The 17,061-nt window shown below is 64.0% G+C and carries 18 protein-coding genes; 13 read left to right on the top strand and 5 right to left on the bottom strand.

Features of this window, described 5'->3' with window-relative positions; genetic code table 11:
• The first annotated feature begins 25 nt into the window (after nt 1-25).
• Nucleotides 26-568 carry an exosortase H gene (xrtH, locus tag F3N42_RS15295; RefSeq protein WP_150865758.1) on the top strand — a complete coding sequence of 181 codons (543 nt, stop codon included), beginning with the start codon at nt 26-28 and terminating at the stop codon, nt 566-568.
• Complete coding sequence (pdxH, locus tag F3N42_RS15290) at nt 565-1,161, top strand: pyridoxamine 5'-phosphate oxidase (RefSeq protein WP_224784978.1); 597 nt, start codon at nt 565-567, stop codon at nt 1,159-1,161. Before xrtH ends, pdxH begins: the two co-directional genes overlap by 4 nt.
• 15 nt (nt 1,162-1,176) lie before the next feature.
• Here the strand turns inward: pdxH and F3N42_RS15285 are convergent, their stop codons facing one another.
• Genes F3N42_RS15285 through F3N42_RS15270 form a run of 4 tightly spaced genes read right to left on the bottom strand, consistent with a single transcriptional unit; the run spans nt 1,177 to nt 3,699 of the window.
• Nucleotides 1,177-1,611 carry a DUF4426 domain-containing protein gene (locus F3N42_RS15285; protein ID WP_150865755.1) on the bottom strand — a complete coding sequence of 145 codons (435 nt, stop codon included), beginning with the start codon at nt 1,609-1,611 and terminating at the stop codon, nt 1,177-1,179.
• A 25-nt stretch (nt 1,612-1,636) separates the two neighbouring features.
• The gene (locus F3N42_RS15280; RefSeq protein WP_150865752.1) at nt 1,637-2,173 is read right to left on the bottom strand and encodes a YggT family protein; all 537 of its coding nucleotides are present in this window, start codon (nt 2,171-2,173) and stop codon (nt 1,637-1,639) included.
• Entirely contained in the window at nt 2,170-2,982 is an 813-nt protein-coding gene (gene proC, locus F3N42_RS15275) for a pyrroline-5-carboxylate reductase (protein ID WP_150865749.1), read from the bottom strand. The genes F3N42_RS15280 and proC overlap by 4 nt, the downstream gene beginning before the upstream one ends.
• Before the next feature lie 27 nt (nt 2,983-3,009).
• Nucleotides 3,010-3,699 carry a YggS family pyridoxal phosphate-dependent enzyme gene (locus tag F3N42_RS15270; RefSeq protein WP_150865746.1) on the bottom strand — a complete coding sequence of 230 codons (690 nt, stop codon included), beginning with the start codon at nt 3,697-3,699 and terminating at the stop codon, nt 3,010-3,012.
• Nucleotides 3,700-3,836: 137 nt separating this feature from the next.
• Between F3N42_RS15270 and F3N42_RS15265 the strand changes: the two genes are divergently transcribed.
• The 5 genes from F3N42_RS15265 to F3N42_RS15245 all read left to right on the top strand — a co-directional run bounded on the left by F3N42_RS15265 (nt 3,837) and on the right by F3N42_RS15245 (nt 8,563).
• Nucleotides 3,837-4,874 (top strand): type IV pilus twitching motility protein PilT, encoded by a 1,038-nt coding sequence (locus F3N42_RS15265; RefSeq protein ID WP_150865743.1) that lies wholly within the window; start codon nt 3,837-3,839, stop codon nt 4,872-4,874.
• Nucleotides 4,875-4,884: 10 nt separating this feature from the next.
• Nucleotides 4,885-6,003, top strand: a complete 1,119-nt coding sequence (locus F3N42_RS15260) for a PilT/PilU family type 4a pilus ATPase (protein ID WP_150865740.1) — start codon at nt 4,885-4,887, stop codon at nt 6,001-6,003.
• A gap of 222 nt (nt 6,004-6,225) precedes the next feature.
• Entirely contained in the window at nt 6,226-6,906 is a 681-nt protein-coding gene (locus tag F3N42_RS15255; RefSeq protein WP_150865737.1) for a response regulator transcription factor, read from the top strand.
• A complete protein-coding gene (locus F3N42_RS15250) occupies nt 6,896-8,173 on the top strand; it encodes a sensor histidine kinase (protein ID WP_224784977.1) in 1,278 nt (425 codons plus the stop codon). Before F3N42_RS15255 ends, F3N42_RS15250 begins: the two co-directional genes overlap by 11 nt.
• Nucleotides 8,174-8,227: 54 nt before the next feature.
• Nucleotides 8,228-8,563 carry a hypothetical protein gene (locus F3N42_RS15245; RefSeq protein ID WP_150865734.1) on the top strand — a complete coding sequence of 112 codons (336 nt, stop codon included), beginning with the start codon at nt 8,228-8,230 and terminating at the stop codon, nt 8,561-8,563.
• Nucleotides 8,564-8,575: 12 nt separating this feature from the next.
• Here the strand turns inward: F3N42_RS15245 and F3N42_RS15240 are convergent, their stop codons facing one another.
• Complete coding sequence (locus tag F3N42_RS15240; protein WP_150865731.1) at nt 8,576-9,709, bottom strand: TonB-dependent receptor; 1,134 nt, start codon at nt 9,707-9,709, stop codon at nt 8,576-8,578.
• 186 nt (nt 9,710-9,895) lie between these two features.
• Here F3N42_RS15240 and F3N42_RS15235 point away from each other — a divergent pair, with 186 nt between their 5' ends.
• The 6 genes from F3N42_RS15235 to F3N42_RS15210 all read left to right on the top strand — a co-directional run bounded on the left by F3N42_RS15235 (nt 9,896) and on the right by F3N42_RS15210 (nt 16,940).
• Nucleotides 9,896-10,459 carry a thioredoxin family protein gene (locus F3N42_RS15235; RefSeq protein ID WP_150865730.1) on the top strand — a complete coding sequence of 188 codons (564 nt, stop codon included), beginning with the start codon at nt 9,896-9,898 and terminating at the stop codon, nt 10,457-10,459.
• Nucleotides 10,460-10,545: 86 nt separating this feature from the next.
• On the top strand, nt 10,546-10,980 hold the full coding sequence (locus F3N42_RS15230; protein ID WP_150865727.1) for a universal stress protein: 435 nt from the start codon (nt 10,546-10,548) through the stop codon (nt 10,978-10,980).
• Between the two features lie 72 nt (nt 10,981-11,052).
• Nucleotides 11,053-12,561, top strand: coding sequence for an alanine/glycine:cation symporter family protein (locus tag F3N42_RS15225; RefSeq protein ID WP_150865724.1), 1,509 nt, complete (start codon nt 11,053-11,055; stop codon nt 12,559-12,561).
• 161 nt (nt 12,562-12,722) lie between these two features.
• Nucleotides 12,723-14,726, top strand: a complete 2,004-nt coding sequence (tkt, locus tag F3N42_RS15220) for a transketolase (protein WP_150865721.1) — start codon at nt 12,723-12,725, stop codon at nt 14,724-14,726.
• 20 nt (nt 14,727-14,746) lie between these two features.
• Nucleotides 14,747-15,754, top strand: coding sequence for a type I glyceraldehyde-3-phosphate dehydrogenase (gap, locus tag F3N42_RS15215; protein ID WP_150865718.1), 1,008 nt, complete (start codon nt 14,747-14,749; stop codon nt 15,752-15,754).
• 10 nt (nt 15,755-15,764) lie between these two features.
• Nucleotides 15,765-16,940 (top strand): phosphoglycerate kinase, encoded by a 1,176-nt coding sequence (locus F3N42_RS15210; protein ID WP_150865715.1) that lies wholly within the window; start codon nt 15,765-15,767, stop codon nt 16,938-16,940.
• Nucleotides 16,941-17,061 lie beyond the last annotated feature (121 nt).

Raw genomic sequence — 17,061 nt, 5'->3', positions numbered from 1 at the left:
GCCGGCCATATTCGGGCTTTTCCACATGTTGCGGTTTTTCATCATTTTTTCTGTGCTGTTGATCGGCCTGTTCTCACTGGAAATTCTACAGCCGGTGGAAAAGCACGTCATCCTGCCGTTCACTTCGATGATCGCCGATATCTCGGTGTGGATTGTCACCCTGTTCGATGACGGCGTGGTCGCGACCGGCAACGTCATCCGTGACCAGGCCAGTGGCTTCGCGGTTCGCATTGAGCGTGGCTGTAACGGGCTGGAAGCGGTCATTATCCTGTTCGCGGCGATTTTTGCCTTTCCAGCACCGTTCAAGCACAAGCTTATCGGTTTTGGCATTGGCTTCCTGGCCATCCAGGGGCTGAACCTGGTCCGGATCATCAGCCTGTTCTACCTGGGCCAGTGGAGCCAGCCGATGTTCGAGTGGTTCCACCTGTACCTGTGGCAGGCGCTGATCATTCTCGACGCACTGGTGGTCTGGCTCATCTGGCTGCGGCGGATTCCTCGGGCCGATGGTGGCAATGACGACCGTCCGGGCGATGGTGCCGCCCCCGGTGGCGAGGCGCTGGCCGGGTGACCGGTTTAATCGCCCTGCCCGATGAGGCCGTCGAACGCTTCCGGGAGGGTCTCGACGAGGCCATCGCCGCCGGTGAGGTCGAGCCCACGGCCATGTGCCTGTCCACGCTGGGTGTGGATGGCGGGCTGTCGTCGCGGATGGTGCTGATGAAGGCGTTCACGCCGGAAGGCTTCGTTTTCTACACCAACCTGGAAAGCCGCAAAGGCACCCAGCTGGCCGCCAGCGGCGCTGCCGCGCTGGTGTTCCACTGGAAAGCGACCGAGCGGCAGGTGCGCGTAGAAGGGGTGGCCGAGCCGGTCAGCGATGCCGATGCCGACGCCTATTTCGCTTCGCGGCCGCGCGGCAGCCAGTTAGGCGCCTGGGCCTCGGACCAGTCCCGCCCCATGGCCAGCCGTGTAACGCTGGTTAAACGCGTGGCGGCCGTCGAGGCGCGCTACCTGGGCCGGCCCGTGCCGCGTCCGCCGCACTGGTCGGGCTTCCTGGTCCGCCCACGCCTGGTCGAGTTCTGGTATGGCCGTCGCTCGCGGCTGCACGACCGCTTCGTGTTCACGCTCGACAACGGCGAATGGCGCCGCGAGCGCCAGTTCCCCTGAGTCCCGCGGCCGGCGTTACTCGGTATAGAACTGCTGCCGGAACTTCACCTCGACCGGTCGGCTCGCGCCTTCAGGCACCACCTTGACGGTGAAGTCGAAGGTTTCCATGTTGTTCACGCGAAACTCGCCGATGTAGTAAATGGCGTCGTCGCCTTCACTGATTTTGCGCGTATCGATCTCGCGCTGCTGCCCGGTCAGGTTGCGCGCGTGTGCGGTGACTTTCGCCTCGATGGGTTCATCATCGGCGTTCAGCACGGTGATGTTGAGTAACGCGCGACTCGAAGAGCGCTGAATGCCGTAGACCTGGGCCACCTGTGGGGTCAGCTGGCTGGTGCCAAGGGCGTTGTAGTGAATGGTGTAGCCGTCGGCCGTGACCGACTGCTGTGCGAGGGCCTGGCTGGCGGCGCAAACCGAGAACAGGGCCAGGAGCAGTGTCGCGAAAGCTTTCATGATGGCCTCCTGATGTGGGCTCGTCCTATGAGCCTAGCAGAAGCAGCAACGCGCGTATGCCGATCAGTGCGAACAGCGGTGACAGGTCGAAGCCGGCGATGGCCGGGACCAGCCGCCGGATGGGTCGCAGCACCGGGTCGGTCAGCTGGAACACCAGCGGAATCGCCGGGTGGCGCGCGCGGGCGCCGACCCAGCTGAGGATGACCATGATGATGACCAGGAAGAAGTAGGTCCACAGCAGGGTGGCCAATAGCTTCTTGATGGCCAGGATGGCCACCATTTCCCAGCTGGCCGTGCCCGGTGCCAGCCAGACCACCAGGGATACGCTGACAAGCTCCAGGGCCAGCATCAGCACCACCGATGCCGTGTCCAGCTGGCCAATGGCCGGAATCACGCGCCGCAGCGGCACCAGCAACGGGTTGGTCAGCTTGACCAGGAACTGGCACACCGGGTTGTAGAAGTCGGCCCGGACCCACTGCAGTAGCAGGCGCAGCATGACAGCGGTGATGTACAGGTCGATGAGTGTGCTGACCAGGTAGGTCAGGGCGCCGGAAACATTCATGCCGGGTCACCACCGCCTGACAGTTCGCGGCCGCGGCGCGTGGCCGCGTCGACGGCGGCGGCCACCAGCTCGCCAAAGCCGCCCGCGCCCAGGGTCTCGAGCGCGGCCTGGGTGGTACCGCCGGGCGACGTGACGCGGCGGCGCAGCTCGGACACATCGGCACCGCCCTGCAGTGCCATCACGCCGGCGCCATGGGCCGTGTGCGTGGCCAGCGTGGTGGCCGTTTCGGCGTCCAGCCCCAGCGCCTGGCCGGCGTCACGCAACGCCTCGGTGAGCAGAAAAAAGTAGGCGGGCCCGCTGCCGGAAACGGCCGTGACCACGTCGATCAGGCCCTCGTCATCGACGCTGACGGTGGCGCCGGCCATGGCCAGTAGCGAGCGGGCCGTTTCGCGTTGCTCGTCGCTGCAGCCGGGGCTGGCGTACAGCCCGGTGACCCCTGCGCCAAGCAGGGCCGGCGTATTCGGCATGGCTCGGACCACGGCGGACACACCCAGTGCATCGACGATGGCGCCGGCGCGGATGCCGGCTGCCACGGAAATCACCAGCGTGCCGGGGGCGACTTTTCCGCGCAGGGTCTCGAAAACGAGGGGCATGACCTGGGGCTTCACCGCCAGCACGATGACGTCGACACCGTCGATCGCCTCCGCCGCGTCGGCGAAGGTCTGCACGCCATAGTCGGCGGCCAGTCGCTCCCTGGCATCATTCGAGGGGTCGGCGACCCGGAGCTCCTCGAACGGGCCATTTTCACTGGCCAGCCCGGCGATCAGGGCGGTGGCCATGTTGCCGCCACCGATAAAGGTCATGCGCATTCGTGTGTTCTCCAGTTTGTGGCCGGCTCAGGACGGGTCGCGTGGCCCGAACAGGGCGGTGCCGACGCGCACCATGGTACTGCCTTCGGCAATCGCGGGGGCGATGTCCCCGGACATGCCCATCGACAGCGTGTCGATGTCGTGGCCCTCGGCCCGCAGCAACTCGAAACAGTGTCGGGTCCGGGCGAATGCCTGCCGTGACTTCTCCGGGTCGTCCCAGGCCCGCGGGATGCACATCAGGCCGCGCAGGCGCAGGCCCGGAAGCGATGCGGCCAGCGCCGCGAGCGCCGGCAGTTCGGGCGGCGCGGCACCGGATTTCTGTGCCTCCTCGTCGATGTTCACCTGCAGGCAGACGTTCAGCGGGCCCAGCGAAGCGGGTCGCTGGTCCGAAAGCCGGCGCAGGATTTTTTCCCGGTCAATGGACTGCACCCAGTGAAACGCCCGCGCCAGGTCACGGGTCTTGTTCGATTGTACCGGGCCAATGAAGTGCCATTCGATGTCCGCATCGGCCATTTCTGCCTGTTTCCCGAGGGCTTCACTGACATAGTTTTCGCCAAATGCCTGTTGCCCCAGCGACAGGAGCCCCAGGATGCGGTCCGCGGCGTGTCGCTTGCTGACGGCCAGCAGCCTGACTTCCGCGGGGTCGCGACCCGCGGCCGCACACGCCGCAGCGATGGTTTTTCGTACGGCCGACAGGCGGCCGGATGCGGATTCCATATTGGAAATTACCCCGTTATGTTCTAAGGTTACGAGAACAAATTTAACAGTTGTGCAAGGAAGTACACGGCGTCGGGCCCCGGGGGTGGGGCGTGGCGCTATTGTATCTCTACGCGGGTCTCGTTCAGGAGGGGTATATGGACATCGCGGAATTACTCGCTTATTCGGTCAAGAATAAGGCTTCAGACCTGCACCTTTCAGCGGGCCTGCCGCCCATGATTCGTGTGGATGGCGACCTCAAGCGACTCAATGTGCCTGCGCTGGACAATACCCAGTTGCAGGAGCTGCTCTACAGCACGATGAACGATTTCCAGCGCCGCGATTTCGAGGCCAACCTGGAGGTCGACTATTCCTACGCGGTGCCGGGCCTGGCCCGTTTTCGTGTCAACTGCTTCCACATGGATCGCGGCGTCGGTGGCGCCTTCCGTACCATTCCGGAAGCCGTCTGGACGCTGGAGGACATCGGCGCGCCGCCCACGTTCAAGGAAATCATTAACGTGCCGCGCGGCCTGGTGCTGGTCACCGGGCCCACGGGCTCGGGTAAATCCACCACGCTGGCGGCGATGATCGACTACCTGAACGACAGCGTCGCCGGTCATATCCTGACCATCGAAGACCCGATCGAATTCGTTCACAAGTCTCGCAAGTGCCTGATCAACCAGCGCGAGGTGCACCGCGACACGCATGGCTTCAACCAGGCGTTGCGTGCGGCCCTGCGTGAGGATCCGGACATCATCCTGGTGGGTGAAATGCGTGACATCGAGACCATCCGCCTGGCGCTGACCGCGGCCGAGACCGGTCACCTGGTCTTCGGTACGCTGCATACCAGTTCAGCCGCCAAGACCATCGACCGTATCATCGACGTGTTCCCGGCCGGTGAGAAATCGATGGTGCGCTCGATGCTGTCGGAATCGCTGCGCGCCGTGATCGCGCAGACGCTGATCAAGCGCTATGGCGGTGGCCGAGTGGCCGCGCACGAGATCATGCTGGCCACGCCGGCCATCCGTAACCTGATTCGCGAGGACAAGGTGGCGCAGATGTATTCCGCCATCCAGACCGGCCAGGCGGCCGGCATGCACACGCTTGACCAGTACCTGGAAATGCTGGTCGGGCGCGGAATCATTTCCAAGCACGACGCCGCCCGCAAGGCGGTCGACCGCAAGCTGTTCCAGTAGGAGTCGCACCATGAGCGTTGTCGAAGGCTGGTTACGTCAATTGCACGAGGAGAAGGGGTCCGACCTGTTCGTGACCGCAGAGGCGCCGCCCTGCGTCAAGGTCAACGGCAAGATTCGCGGGCTCACCACCGAGGTGCTGCTGCCCGAGGAGGCCGAGGAGATCGTCTACGGCGTCATGAGCGAGCGCCAGCGCGAGGAGTTCGAGTCCACCAGCGAGTGCCAGTTCGCGCTGTCGCTGGATAACGACGTCCGCTTCCGTGTCAGTGCCTTTTACCAGCAGGGCATGGTGGGCATGGTCTGCCGCCGTATCGAGACCCATATCCCGACCACCGACGAACTGAACCTGCCGGACATCCTCAATGACCTGTCGCTGGAGAAACGCGGCATCATCCTGTTCGTGGGCGCGACCGGCACCGGTAAGTCGACATCCCTGGCCTCCATGCTCGGTTACCGCAATTCGCGCATGAGCGGCCATATCGTCACCATCGAGGACCCGATCGAATACGTCCATTTTCACGACAAGAGCCTGGTCACCCAGCGCGAGGTGGGCGTCGATACGGAATCGTTTGAAGTCGCGCTGCGCAACACCCTGCGCCAGGCGCCGGACGTGATCATGATCGGTGAGATTCGTACACGCGAGACCATGGAGCACGCCATTACGTTCTCGGAAACGGGCCACCTGGTGCTGTGCACGCTGCACGCCAACAACGCCAACCAGGCCATGGACCGCATCCTGCATTTCTTCCCCGAAGACCAGCAGGAACAGGTACTGCTCGACCTGTCATTCAACATGAAGGCCGTGATCGCGCAGCAACTGCTGCCGTCGGTGGACGGCACGCGGCGCTGGCCCGCTGTCGAGGTGTTGTTGGCTACGCCGCTGGTCAAGGACACCATCCGCAAGGGCGAGATCGCCGAACTGAAGGAGATCATGAAGGCATCGGGCCATCACGGCATGATCACCTTCGACCAGTGCCTGTACAACATGTACACGGAAGGCAAGATCACCTACGACGACGCGCTGCGTTATGCCGATTCGGCCAACGAGGTGCGCCTGGCGGTCAAGCTGTCGGAAGGCGGCGACGCCAATTCCCTGTCCGAGCGCCTGCACGACGTCGAGTTGCTCGACTGACCGGGTGACGGGGCTTAACGTAATTCACCGTCACGATTAACCCGGCCTTAACGCGTGCGGGCCTAGACTGTGCCTGCACTGGCAAACCGACATGGAGCGCGGGTGCGAGTGGCAGCAGATCGTGCTGATGCAAGACACATGGGGCAGTCAAGGCCCAAGCGAGGTGTTGATATCATCTGCTTGGGCCTTTCTTTATGTCCGTGAAATGGACTCGTCACAGCTATGCATATCCTGATCATCGAAGATAACCCGGACATCGCGGCCAACCTGGGTGATTTCCTGGAAGACCGCGGCCATACCGTCGATTTTGCCGGTGACGGCATTACCGGCCTTCACCTGGCGGTCGTCAACGACTTCAACGCCATCGTGCTCGACCTGCAGTTGCCGGGCATGGACGGCCTGGATGTCTGCCGCAAGCTCCGTGAGGACGCCGGCAAGGACACGCCGGTGCTGATGCTGACGGCGCGCGACCGCCTGGAAGACAAGCTCACCGGTTTCGACAGCGGGGCCGACGACTACCTGGTCAAGCCGTTCGCGCTGCAGGAGGTCGAGGCGCGCCTGGACGTGCTCAGCCGTCGCGGCCGCCATCGCGGCAGCCGGGTGTTGCAGGTGGGCAACCTGAAGTACAACCTGGACACCCTGACCGTCAACCGTGACGGCACCGAGATCGAACTCAATCCCATCGGCCTGAAGCTGTTGCGTTGCCTGATGGAGTCTTCGCCGAACGTGGTCACGCGCGCGGAGCTGGAGAAAGAAGTCTGGGGCGAAGAGATGCCTGACAGCGACAGCCTGCGGGTTCACATTCACTCCTTGCGCTCGCAGATCGACAAACCCTTCGGCACCAAGATGATCCAGACCCGCCACGGTATCGGCTACCGGCTGATGGAGTCGGATGCAGTTTAGGCGGCGCCTTCGCAGCCGGATCATCTTCTCGTTCCTGCTGCTCGGTACGCTGCTCAGCGGCCTGTTCGCGGCCAGTGTGCTGCTGCTCGAAGGCTACCTCGAAGACCAGCTGATTGGCTCGACCATCGCCCAGGAGCTTGACGACTATGTCATGCAGCTGCGCGAAGACCCTTCCGTTGTTGAGCCCTTCTATACCCGCATCCAGGGCTACGTGACCCGGCCGGGCGACCCCAACCGCAGCGTCTCCGCACAGGTGCGCGAACTGGACACCGGCGTTCATGACGTCGACCTGGCGGATGGCCATTTCAAAGTTGCCGTGCGCAAGGACGAAGACCTGTGGGCGTTCCTGCTCTACGACGTGACTGACAACCGCCGCCTGGAACGCCAGCTGTTCACCGCGCTGATCGGCGTGGTCCTGCTGTTTTCCGTGCTCGCGCTGGCCATCGGCATGTGGTCGTCCACCCGGGTCATGCACCCCGTGACCGAGCTCGCCAAGCGGCTGGAGGAGGCCGAGGAAACCTCGCCGTCGCCGCAGCTGGCGCAATGGTTTGCCGACGACGAGGTGGGCCAGTTGGCCGCGGCCCTGGACGCTTACGCCGAGCGCATGCACCACCTGGTCGAGCGGGACCGGGAGTTCAACGCCGATGTCAGCCACGAACTGCGCACACCACTGGCCGTGATCTCCGGCGCAACCGAGCTGTTGCTGGCGCAGGATGATCTGCCGGCGAAGACCCGAAACCGCCTGCTGCGCATCGCCCGCGCGGCACGGCAGTCGACTGACATCACCACGGCGCTGTTGCACCTGGTGCGGGCCGAACGTGGCACCGACGAAGGCAGCGAGTCGCACAGCGTGGCCGACGTGGCACAGGACATCATCGATCTGCACCGGCCGCTGCTGGACAGCAAGCCGCTGGAGCTGCGCCTGGAAGAAGAGGACCGGGTCAGCGTCATTGCACCGCAGTCAGTGATCGCCGTGACGGTCAGCAACCTGGTCAGCAATGCAATCCGCTACACGCCGGACGGCGAGGTGGTGGTCCGTGTCGGATCGGGCCGTGTCGCCGTCGAGGACACGGGGCCGGGTATCCCCGAAGACGAGATCCGCCTGGTACTGGACCGGCACTACCGCGGCGAGGGCGCCACTGGCTCGGGCTCCGGGCTGGGCCTGGCCATCGTCAAGCGGCTCTGCGAACTGTACGGCTGGCGGATCCACTTTGAGAATCGTGTTGAGGGTGGCCTGCGGGCCGAGATCGTATTTTTCGGCGCCTGATTACCCTGCCGCACCGTGTTAACGTGACGCCCGCATGAGAAACGGAGTCTGAACTTGATCGTCGAATGCCCCAAGTGCAACAAGCCCATGTCCAGCGTCGCGCCGCGATGCCCGGCCTGCGGCTTTGTCCCCGAAGACCTGTCTGATGAGCAGCGTGAAGAACTGCAGCGACGCCGGCTTCGCGACCGCATCTATCACCTGAAAATGACCAGTTACGTGGCCATCTCGCTGATGCTGGCCGCCTGTGGCTGGTACTGGTGGGAATCGCCCGAATTTACGCAGGCGCCGGGCACGGTGCCGGTGATCCTGCTATCGCTGGGCGTGGTCGGCTACCTGGTGACGCGGGTGTTCCTTCACTCGGCCAGGAAGCAGCTGAAAAAGCTGCGCTGACCGGGCGGTAACTCAGAGGTCCTGCTTGTAACGGACGTAGGGGATACGGCCGTAGATGGATTCGAACGGGTCGGCCAGGCTCGAGTCCACGGCCGGCTCGTCGTTGCCTTCATCCAGCACGTTGCTCGCGCCCACGCTGAGACTGGCGTTCCACGGTGCTCGCCAGGTGAATTGCACGTCGAAGGTGGCCTGCGCATCCAGCGACGGGCGGTTGAGGAAGTCCACGGGCGTACGGTAGTAGGACGCCACGCCGCCGCTGAACGATCCGCGACTCCAGTCGAAGCTCAGGCCAGCGGTGTCGAACGGTTCGGCAATGGTCCACTGATGAATGCCCGGCGAGGAGTAGTAGACACCGCGTTGTTCGCTGTCGAGCACGCGGGTCAATTGCAGGCCGAGTACCATGTCGCCGGCGCGGTCGGTCGAGATGCCCACCTGGAACTCCAGGTCGATACCGGTCATCTGGGAGTCCTGCGAGCTGACGCCGGGCAGCATCTCCTGCGTGGGTAGCAGCGGGTTGCCGCCGGCCATGACGCGTTCGATGGGATCCACGCTGGGCATGGCGCCCCACGGCGTGCCGGTGACATCCAGTTCCGCGCGGGACTGGTACAGCCTGACGGACGCATCGGCGCGCTCGGTCACGCGGAACTTCGCGCCCAGCGCCGCGGTACCGGTGCGGTAGGCCGCCGCGCGGTCGATAAAGTAGCAGTTGGAGGCCGTGTAGGAGCCTGCGTCCAGGGTGCCGTCTTCGCAATGAATACTGCCGAGGGCCTGGAAACCCGGCTCGGCCTGGCCCAGCGTCATGCCGCCGCCCAGTGACAGCTGGTCATCAACGCGGAAATCCAGCCCGGTGCCGGAAATCACGCGCTGGCCGTTCAGCGAAGAGCTGCCGTGAATGCCGATGGCGCGCAGGTCAATGGGCTGCTCCAGTTGCAGTTTCAGGCGCCGCTGGTCGCTGCCGCCCAGGTCGAAGGGCAACAGCGCGGAATCGGCCTGGCTGGTCAGCGGAAACGGTATGACGGCCCTGGGGGTGCTGATCGGCGAATATGGCGGCACGCCGGGCACTTCAAAGCCCGCTTCATCGGCCTGCAACGGCGTGCTGGACAGGCCCAGCACAAAAAGCGCGGTGAGGGCACCACGCCGTCGCATCCAAATTGTCGTGCGAAGCTTTCTCATAGTTGACCGGTTGCAGAGCCGTTTTGGCGAGCCATGGAATGCAGGCCCGCATCACATCCGTGTCTTAAGACAAGCATAGCAAAAGATGGTTCGATCTGCCCACAATGATAGCGCTCGCAGTGTCGTTATAATGCGGGTTTCAGCGATTCTGGAGTCCGCATGGCACTGAAGCACACCCCCGTTTGCGAGTTTGGTCTTCCGGCACCCTCATTCCGCCTTGAAGCCACCGATGGCCGCTGGCTCGATCTCGAAGCCTGCCGCGGCCCCAACGGGCTGCTGGTCATGTTTATCTGCAACCATTGCCCCTACGTTAAATCGATCCGGGAAAAGCTGGTGCGTGACTGCGCCGAGTTGCAGGCGCTGGGCATTGGCTGCGTGGCCATCATGTCCAATGACCCGGCGGACTATCCCGAAGACTCGTTTGAAAACATGGCGCAGGTCGCGCGCCAGTACGGTTTCCCATTCCCGTACGTGATCGACCCGACGCAGTCGGTCGCGCGAGCCTACGGGGCCGTATGCACGCCTGATTTCTTTGGCTACAACGACGGCCTGGAGTTGCAGTACCGCGGCCGGCTCGACGCCGCCGGCGCGGATGCCGATGCGCCCGACATGCCCCGCGAACTGTTCGAGGCCATGAAGCAGGTCGCCGAAACCGGTCGTGGGCCCGCCGAGCAGGTGCCTTCAATGGGCTGCTCGATCAAGTGGACCCAGGGCAAGGATTGACCGACGGCGTCCTGCCAGCTTGAGGGCTGGCGCAGGTCACAGGTGATTGGGCTAGACTATCGGCCATCATTCACACGGAGACCACCATGTCCGCAACCCACCTCGTAGGTGTCGACTGCAGCGATTGCAGCGACCGCGCCCTTGATTACGCCATTGAGCGCGCACGCGATTCCGGCGCCGACCTGCTGGTCGCCCACGTCATCGAATGGTCCCGTTACAGCTTCAGCACGGCGGCGGAGAATGAACAGCGCCACAAGCGTCGCGAGGAAGAGCTGGCGCGGGCGCGCACCGAGGTCATCGACCCGGTCGTGGCAAAAATCCGCGAGGCCGGCATCGAGGCGCGTGGGGTGATCCGCCATGGCCACGCGGCGGAAACGCTGGCCAAACTCGCAAAAGACAACGACACCGCCAGCATCATCGTCGGCCGCGCCGGTTCATCCCGGTTCAAGGCCCAGTTCTTTGGCAGCGTGGCCAGCAGCCTGGTGCAGATTGCCGATCGCCCGGTCACGGTTGTGCCGTGACCCGGCAAAGCGCAGACAAGAAGCAAAGGCGCGCGTAGACGCGACTACAACACACACCCAGGGAAACTCACCATGCGAATCATAAGAATACTGACAGCCGTACTCGCCACGCTGGTCGCTTTACCGGCCGTCGCCCAGGATGGCATTGACCAGAAGATCAACAATGCCATCCAGCCGATCGCCGACGCGGTCACCAGTGTCATTTTCTATCCGATCCCGCTCGGGTTCGCGGATATTCCCTTCGTGCTGGTGTGGCTGGTGACCGCCGCGACCATCATGACGGTGTACTTCAAGTTCATTAACCTGCGCGCGTTCACGCACGGCTTCAAGCTGGTCCGTGGCGACTACGCTGACCCTGACGCGGCCGGCGAGGTGACCCACTTCCAGGCACTGGCCACGGCGCTGTCCGGTACGGTGGGACTGGGCAACATCGCTGGCGTCGCGGTGGCGGTATCGCTGGGCGGCCCAGGCGCCACGTTCTGGATGATCGTGGCCGGTCTGCTGGGCATGTCGTCCAAGTTCACCGAGTGCACCCTGGGCGTGAAGTACCGCAATGAATACCCCGACGGCACCGTCTCTGGCGGCCCGATGTACTACCTGTCGAAGGGTCTGGCCGAGAAAGGGCCGGCCTTCGCCGTGCTGGGTAAGGTGCTGGCCGTGGTGTTCGCCGTGTTCTGCGTCGGCGGCGCGTTCGGTGGTGGCAACATGTTCCAGGCCAACCAGAGTTTCTCCCAGCTGGTCAACGTGACCGGGGGCGAGGCCAGCTGGCTGGCGGACAAGGGCTGGCTGTTTGGAATCGTGGTCGCCGCGTTGGTCGGCCTGGTGATTCTTGGCGGCATTCGCGGCATCGCCCGCGTGACGTCGAAAATCGTGCCGTTCATGGCCGTCACCTACGTGCTGGCGGGTGTCGTGATCATCCTGATGAATGTCGGCCAGGTGCCGGCGGCCTTCGGCGCCATTCTCAGTGGCGCATTCAGCCCCGAGGGCGTGGCTGGCGGCTTCGTCGGTGTGCTGATTGTCGGCTTCCAGCGCGCGGCGTTTTCCAATGAGGCCGGTGTCGGTTCTGCGGCCATTGCCCACAGCGCGGTGCAGACCAGCCGCCCCGTGACCGAGGGCATCGTGGCGCTGTATGAGCCCTTCGTGGATACCGTCGTGGTCTGCACCATCACCGCCCTGGTGATCATCATTACCGGGACCGCGAGCGCCGGCGTGGACGGCGTGCAGCTGACCTCGAACGCCTTCGAGTCGGCCATTTCCTGGTTCCCCTGGGTGCTGACCGTCGCCGTTGTGTTGTTCGCCTTCTCCACCATGATCTCCTGGTCCTATTACGGCCTGAAGTCCTGGACCTACCTGTTCGGTGAGTCCCGGGCGGCGGACATCGTCTTCAAGTTGCTGTTCCTGTTCTTCGTCGTGATTGGTTCGAGCATGCAGCTGGGTGCCGTGATCGGCTTCTCCGACGCGATGATCCTGGCCATGGCCATCCCCAACCTGCTGGGCGTGTACTTCCTGCTGCCGGTGGTGAAACGCGAGCTGAGCGAGTACTGGGCAGACCTGAAAGCCGGCCGCCTGGAGCAGAACTGAGCCGTTTGAACACGGCTTAAGGGCGACTGCATTCGTTTGCGCCGGATCGATCCGGTCCGGCGCTTGCCCCTGTCATGCCAGTGATGGAGAATGAGACGCTTCACCCTGCGACGTTGGAGCGCCCGGGGTGAACCACTGAATTCACCTTTAAGGGAGCCCTGATGCCCACCCGCAGAGAACTCGCCAACGCGGTTCGCGTGCTGTCCATGGACGGTGTGCAGGCCGCCAATTCCGGCCATCCCGGCATGCCGATGGGCATGGCGGATGTCGCCGAAGTCCTTTGGAACGACTACCACTGCCACAACCCGGCCAACCCTGGCTGGTACGACCGCGACCGTTTCGTGGTCTCCAACGGTCACGGTTCCATGTTGCTGTATTCGCTGTTGCACCTGAGCGGCTACGACTTGCCGATGAAGGAGCTGGCCAACTTCCGCCAGTTGCATTCAATGACCCCGGGCCATCCGGAGTTTGGTGAAGCCCCCGGCGTGGAAACCACCACGGGCCCGCTGGGCCAGGGGTTGGCCAACGCGGTCGGCATGGCGCTGGCCGAAAAGGTCCTGGCCGATCGATTCAACCGTGATGGCCACTCGATTGTTGACCACAACACCTGGGTCTTCATGGGTGATGGTTGCCTGATGGAGGGCATTTCCCACGAAGCTTGTTCGCTGGCCGGCACCCTGGGCCTGGGCAAGCTCATCGCGTTCTGGGATGACAACGGCATCTCCATCGACGGTGAGGTCGAGGGCTGGTTTACCGATGACACCCCGGCGCGATTCGAGGCCTACGGCTGGCAGGTGATACGCAACGTCGATGGCCATGATCCGGCCGAGATTCGCCAGGCGATTGAAACCGCCCGTGCAGAATCGGGCCGCCCGACCTTGATCTGCACCCGCACGATCATTGGTTACGGTGCGCCCAACAAGCAGGGTACCGAGGCCACGCACGGCGCTGCCCTCGGAGACGAGGAAGTCGCCGCGACACGCAAGGAGCTGGGCTGGGAGTACCCGCCGTTCGAAGTGCCGGATGACATCTACGCTGGTTGGTCGGCACGGGAATCGGGCGCCAAGGCCGAGCGCGAGTGGAATGCAAGGTTCGAGGCTTACCGCCAGGCCTACCCGGAAGTGGCAGCGGAGTTCTCGCGCCGCATGGCGGGTGAACTGCCTGCCGACTGGGCGACCGAAACGGCCGCGGCCATTCGCCAGGCGCAAGCGGACGGCGGTGATGTGGCCACCCGCAAGTCGTCGTTGCAGGCGCTGAATGCCTATGGGCCGTCGCTACCGGAACTGATTGGCGGGTCTGCCGACCTGGCGCCGTCCAACAATACCATCTGGTCTGGCAGTGAGGATGTCCTGCGCGGTGGCCGCAATGGCAACTACGTGCATTTCGGCGTCCGTGAATTCGGTATGACCGCGCTCGCGAATGGCCTGGCGTTGCACGGTGGTTTCGTGCCTTACACCGCCACGTTCCTGACGTTCTCTGATTACGCCCGCAACGCCGTGCGCATGGCGGCCTTGATCCCCGCCCACCAGGTGCTGGTGTACACGCATGATTCCATCGGCCTGGGCGAGGATGGCCCTACCCACCAACCGGTGGAGCACGTGGCCAGCCTGCGGTTGATTCCGAACCTGAACGTCTGGCGCCCTTGCGACACGGTGGAAACCATGGTGGCATGGAAGTGTGCCATCGAGGAGCGCCAGGGGCCCCACGCACTGATCCTGACGCGACAGGGCCTGCCACACCAGTCGCGAGACGACGCGAAAATCGCTGATATCGACAAGGGCGGTTATATTCTTCGCGACACCGAAGGCACGCCGGACGCGATCATTATCGCTACCGGCTCCGAAGTGGGCCTGGCGACCGGCGCTGCCGATGCGCTGGCCGGTGAAGGTGTCGCCGTGCGCGTGGTCTCCATGCCCAATGTCGGCCGTTTCCACGGCCAGGACGCTGGCTGGCGTGAAGCCGTGCTGCCGCCGTCCGTCACTGCGAGGGTCGCCGTCGAGGCTGGCGTCACCGAGGGCTGGCGCGGCATTGTCGGTGACCGTGGCAAGGTGGTCGGTATCGACCGCTTCGGTGCCTCCGCGCCCGCGAAACAGCTGTTCGAAGAATATGGGCTGACCGTCGACAACGTCTGCGCGGCGGTCCGCGAAACGCTCAATAAGGATTAACCTGCAAGAGGAGTCATACCATGCCAGTTAAAGTCGCCATCAATGGTTACGGCCGAATCGGCCGCAATGTCCTGCGCGCCGTGTACGAGTCCGGTCGCACCGACGAAATCAAGATTGTCGCCATCAACGACCTGGGTGACGCGGAAACCAACGCGCACCTGACCGCCTACGACACCGCGCACGGCAAGTTCCCGGGCGAAGTCAGCGTCAAGGACGGCGACCTGGTCGTCAACGGCGACCGCATCGAGGTGAAGGCCGAGCGTGACCCGTCGAAGTTGCCCTGGAAAGACCTGGGCGTTGACGTCGTGCTCGAATGCACCGGTTTTTTCCGCAGCCGCGAAGCCGCCAGCGCGCACCTGGCCGCCGGTGCCCGCAAGGTGGTCATTTCCGCGCCCGGCCAGGGTGTGGACGCCACCATCGTTTACGGCGTGAACCACGACAGCCTGACGTCCACGGACGAGATCATTTCCAACGCGTCCTGCACGACCAACTGCCTGGCGCCGCTGGCCAAGGTGCTGAATGACAGCATCGGCATCGAGAAGGGCCTGATGACGACGATCCACGCGTACACCAATGACCAGGTGCTGACCGACGTGTATCACAGCGACCTGCGCCGTGCGCGTTCCGCGACCATGAGCCAGATCCCGACCAAGACCGGCGCGGCCGCGGCCGTTGGCCTGGTGCTGCCGGAACTCAACGGCAAGCTCGACGGTTTTTCGATGCGCGTGCCGACGATCAACGTCTCGGTCGTGGACCTGAGTTTCATCGCCAGCCGCGATACCTCAGTCGAGGAAATCAACGCGACGGTCAAGGCCGCCGCCGATGGTCCGCTGAAGGGCGTGCTGGGTTACAACGCCAAGCCGCTGGTGTCGATTGACTTCAACCACGACCCGCATTCGTCCGTGTTCGACGCCGGCCTGACCCGTGTCATGGACGGCAACCTGGTGAAAGTGCTGAGCTGGTACGACAACGAGTGGGGCTTCTCCAACCGCATGCTCGATACCACGCTGGCGCTGGTCAACGCCTGAGGACGACGCGATGTACTGCCTGCACATGAGCGACCTGGACCTGGCCGGTAAACGCGTACTGATGCGCGAGGACCTGAATGTCCCTGTCGAGGACGGCAAGGTGACGTCCGACGCGCGGATTCGCGCGGCCGTTCCGTCCATCATCGAGGCACTGTCGCACGACGGGGCCTCGGTGCTGGTGATGTCGCACCTGGGCAGGCCCACTGAGGGCCAGTTCGAGGAGAAATTCTCGCTGGCCCCCGTGGCCGAACGGCTCGGCGAACTGCTGGGTCGTGACGTGCGGCTCGAACGCGACTGGCTCGACGGTGTCGACATCGGGCCGGGCGAGGTCGTGCTGTGCGAGAACGTCCGCTTCAATCCGGGCGAGAAGGCCAACGACGAGGCGCTGTCCCGCAAGATGGCCGCGCTGTGTGACGTCTATGTCATGGACGCTTTCGGCACCGCCCATCGTGCGCAGGCCTCTACCGAGGGCGTGGCCCGCTACGCGCGTGAAGCCTGTGCCGGCCCGCTGCTGGTGCGCGAAATCAGCGCGCTGAAATCGGCACTGGAAGATCCGCAGCGCCCCTTGCTGGCCATTGTCGGCGGCTCCAAGGTGTCCACCAAGCTGACCGTGCTGGAGGCCCTTCTGGACAAGTGTGACCAGCTGATCGTCGGCGGCGGTATCGCCAATACCTTCATCGCCGCGACCGGCCACGATGTCGGTGAGTCCCTGTACGAGCCGGACCTGGTAGACGAGGCCCAGCGCCTGATCCGCCTGGCCCACGAGAAAGGCGGCCACATTCCCATACCCAGGGATGTGCTCGTCGCCGATGGCTTCGATCCCGAGGCCGAGGCCCGCTCTCGCAACCTGGACGACATCAGTGACAAGGAAATGATCCTCGACATCGGTCCGCTGACCGCCGCCGAGTACGCGGACATCATCTGGGGTGCCGGTACGGTGATCTGGAACGGCCCCGTCGGTGTTTTCGAGTTCAAGAATTTCCGTCGCGGCACGCAGGCCGTGGCCGATGCCATCGCCCGGTCCGAGGCGTTCAGCATCGCTGGCGGGGGTGACACCCTGGCGGCGATCGACCTGTTCGGCGTCGCCGGTGATATCAGCTATATCTCCACTGGTGGCGGCGCATTCCTTGAGTATGTCGAGGGCAAGCCGCTGCCGGCTGTCGTAGCGCTCGAAGCCCGCGCCTGATCGAACTCGGGACCGTCCTGGGGTGGGGTAAGCCCTTCCCAGGACACGCTACAAGTTCATCCCTGAAGGCTTTTCGGCGACATCCCTGTCGCCGAAAGTCCTGGGAAGGGCTTACCCCACC

The organism is Marinihelvus fidelis, assembly GCF_008725655.1.
Lineage (GTDB): Bacteria > Pseudomonadota > Gammaproteobacteria > Xanthomonadales > SZUA-36 > Marinihelvus > Marinihelvus fidelis.
Note: the sequence above shows the minus strand (reverse complement) of the source record. Positions and strands in the feature narration are given on the sequence as shown.

Bases quoted from the DNA above. Each gene is read 5' to 3' on its own strand.
- F3N42_RS15210 (WP_150865715.1), top strand. From the start codon at position 15,765: ATGTACTGCCTGCACATGAGCGACCTGGACCTGGCCGGTAAACGCGTA.
- F3N42_RS15225 (WP_150865724.1), top strand. From the start codon at position 11,053: ATGCGAATCATAAGAATACTGACAGCCGTACTCGCCACGCTGGTCGCT.
- F3N42_RS15250 (WP_224784977.1), top strand. From the start codon at position 6,896: ATGCAGTTTAGGCGGCGCCTTCGCAGCCGGATCATCTTCTCGTTCCTG.
- F3N42_RS15235 (WP_150865730.1), top strand. From the start codon at position 9,896: ATGGCACTGAAGCACACCCCCGTTTGCGAGTTTGGTCTTCCGGCACCC.
- F3N42_RS15280 (WP_150865752.1), bottom strand. From the start codon at position 2,173: ATGAATGTTTCCGGCGCCCTGACCTACCTGGTCAGCACACTCATCGAC.
- gap (WP_150865718.1), top strand. From the start codon at position 14,747: ATGCCAGTTAAAGTCGCCATCAATGGTTACGGCCGAATCGGCCGCAAT.
- F3N42_RS15265 (WP_150865743.1), top strand. From the start codon at position 3,837: ATGGACATCGCGGAATTACTCGCTTATTCGGTCAAGAATAAGGCTTCA.
- F3N42_RS15260 (WP_150865740.1), top strand. From the start codon at position 4,885: ATGAGCGTTGTCGAAGGCTGGTTACGTCAATTGCACGAGGAGAAGGGG.
- proC (WP_150865749.1), bottom strand. From the start codon at position 2,982: ATGCGCATGACCTTTATCGGTGGCGGCAACATGGCCACCGCCCTGATC.
- tkt (WP_150865721.1), top strand. From the start codon at position 12,723: ATGCCCACCCGCAGAGAACTCGCCAACGCGGTTCGCGTGCTGTCCATG.
- F3N42_RS15270 (WP_150865746.1), bottom strand. From the start codon at position 3,699: ATGGAATCCGCATCCGGCCGCCTGTCGGCCGTACGAAAAACCATCGCT.
- xrtH (WP_150865758.1), top strand. From the start codon at position 26: ATGTTGCGGTTTTTCATCATTTTTTCTGTGCTGTTGATCGGCCTGTTC.
- F3N42_RS15240 (WP_150865731.1), bottom strand. From the start codon at position 9,709: ATGCGACGGCGTGGTGCCCTCACCGCGCTTTTTGTGCTGGGCCTGTCC.
- F3N42_RS15230 (WP_150865727.1), top strand. From the start codon at position 10,546: ATGTCCGCAACCCACCTCGTAGGTGTCGACTGCAGCGATTGCAGCGAC.
- F3N42_RS15285 (WP_150865755.1), bottom strand. From the start codon at position 1,611: ATGAAAGCTTTCGCGACACTGCTCCTGGCCCTGTTCTCGGTTTGCGCC.
- F3N42_RS15255 (WP_150865737.1), top strand. From the start codon at position 6,226: ATGCATATCCTGATCATCGAAGATAACCCGGACATCGCGGCCAACCTG.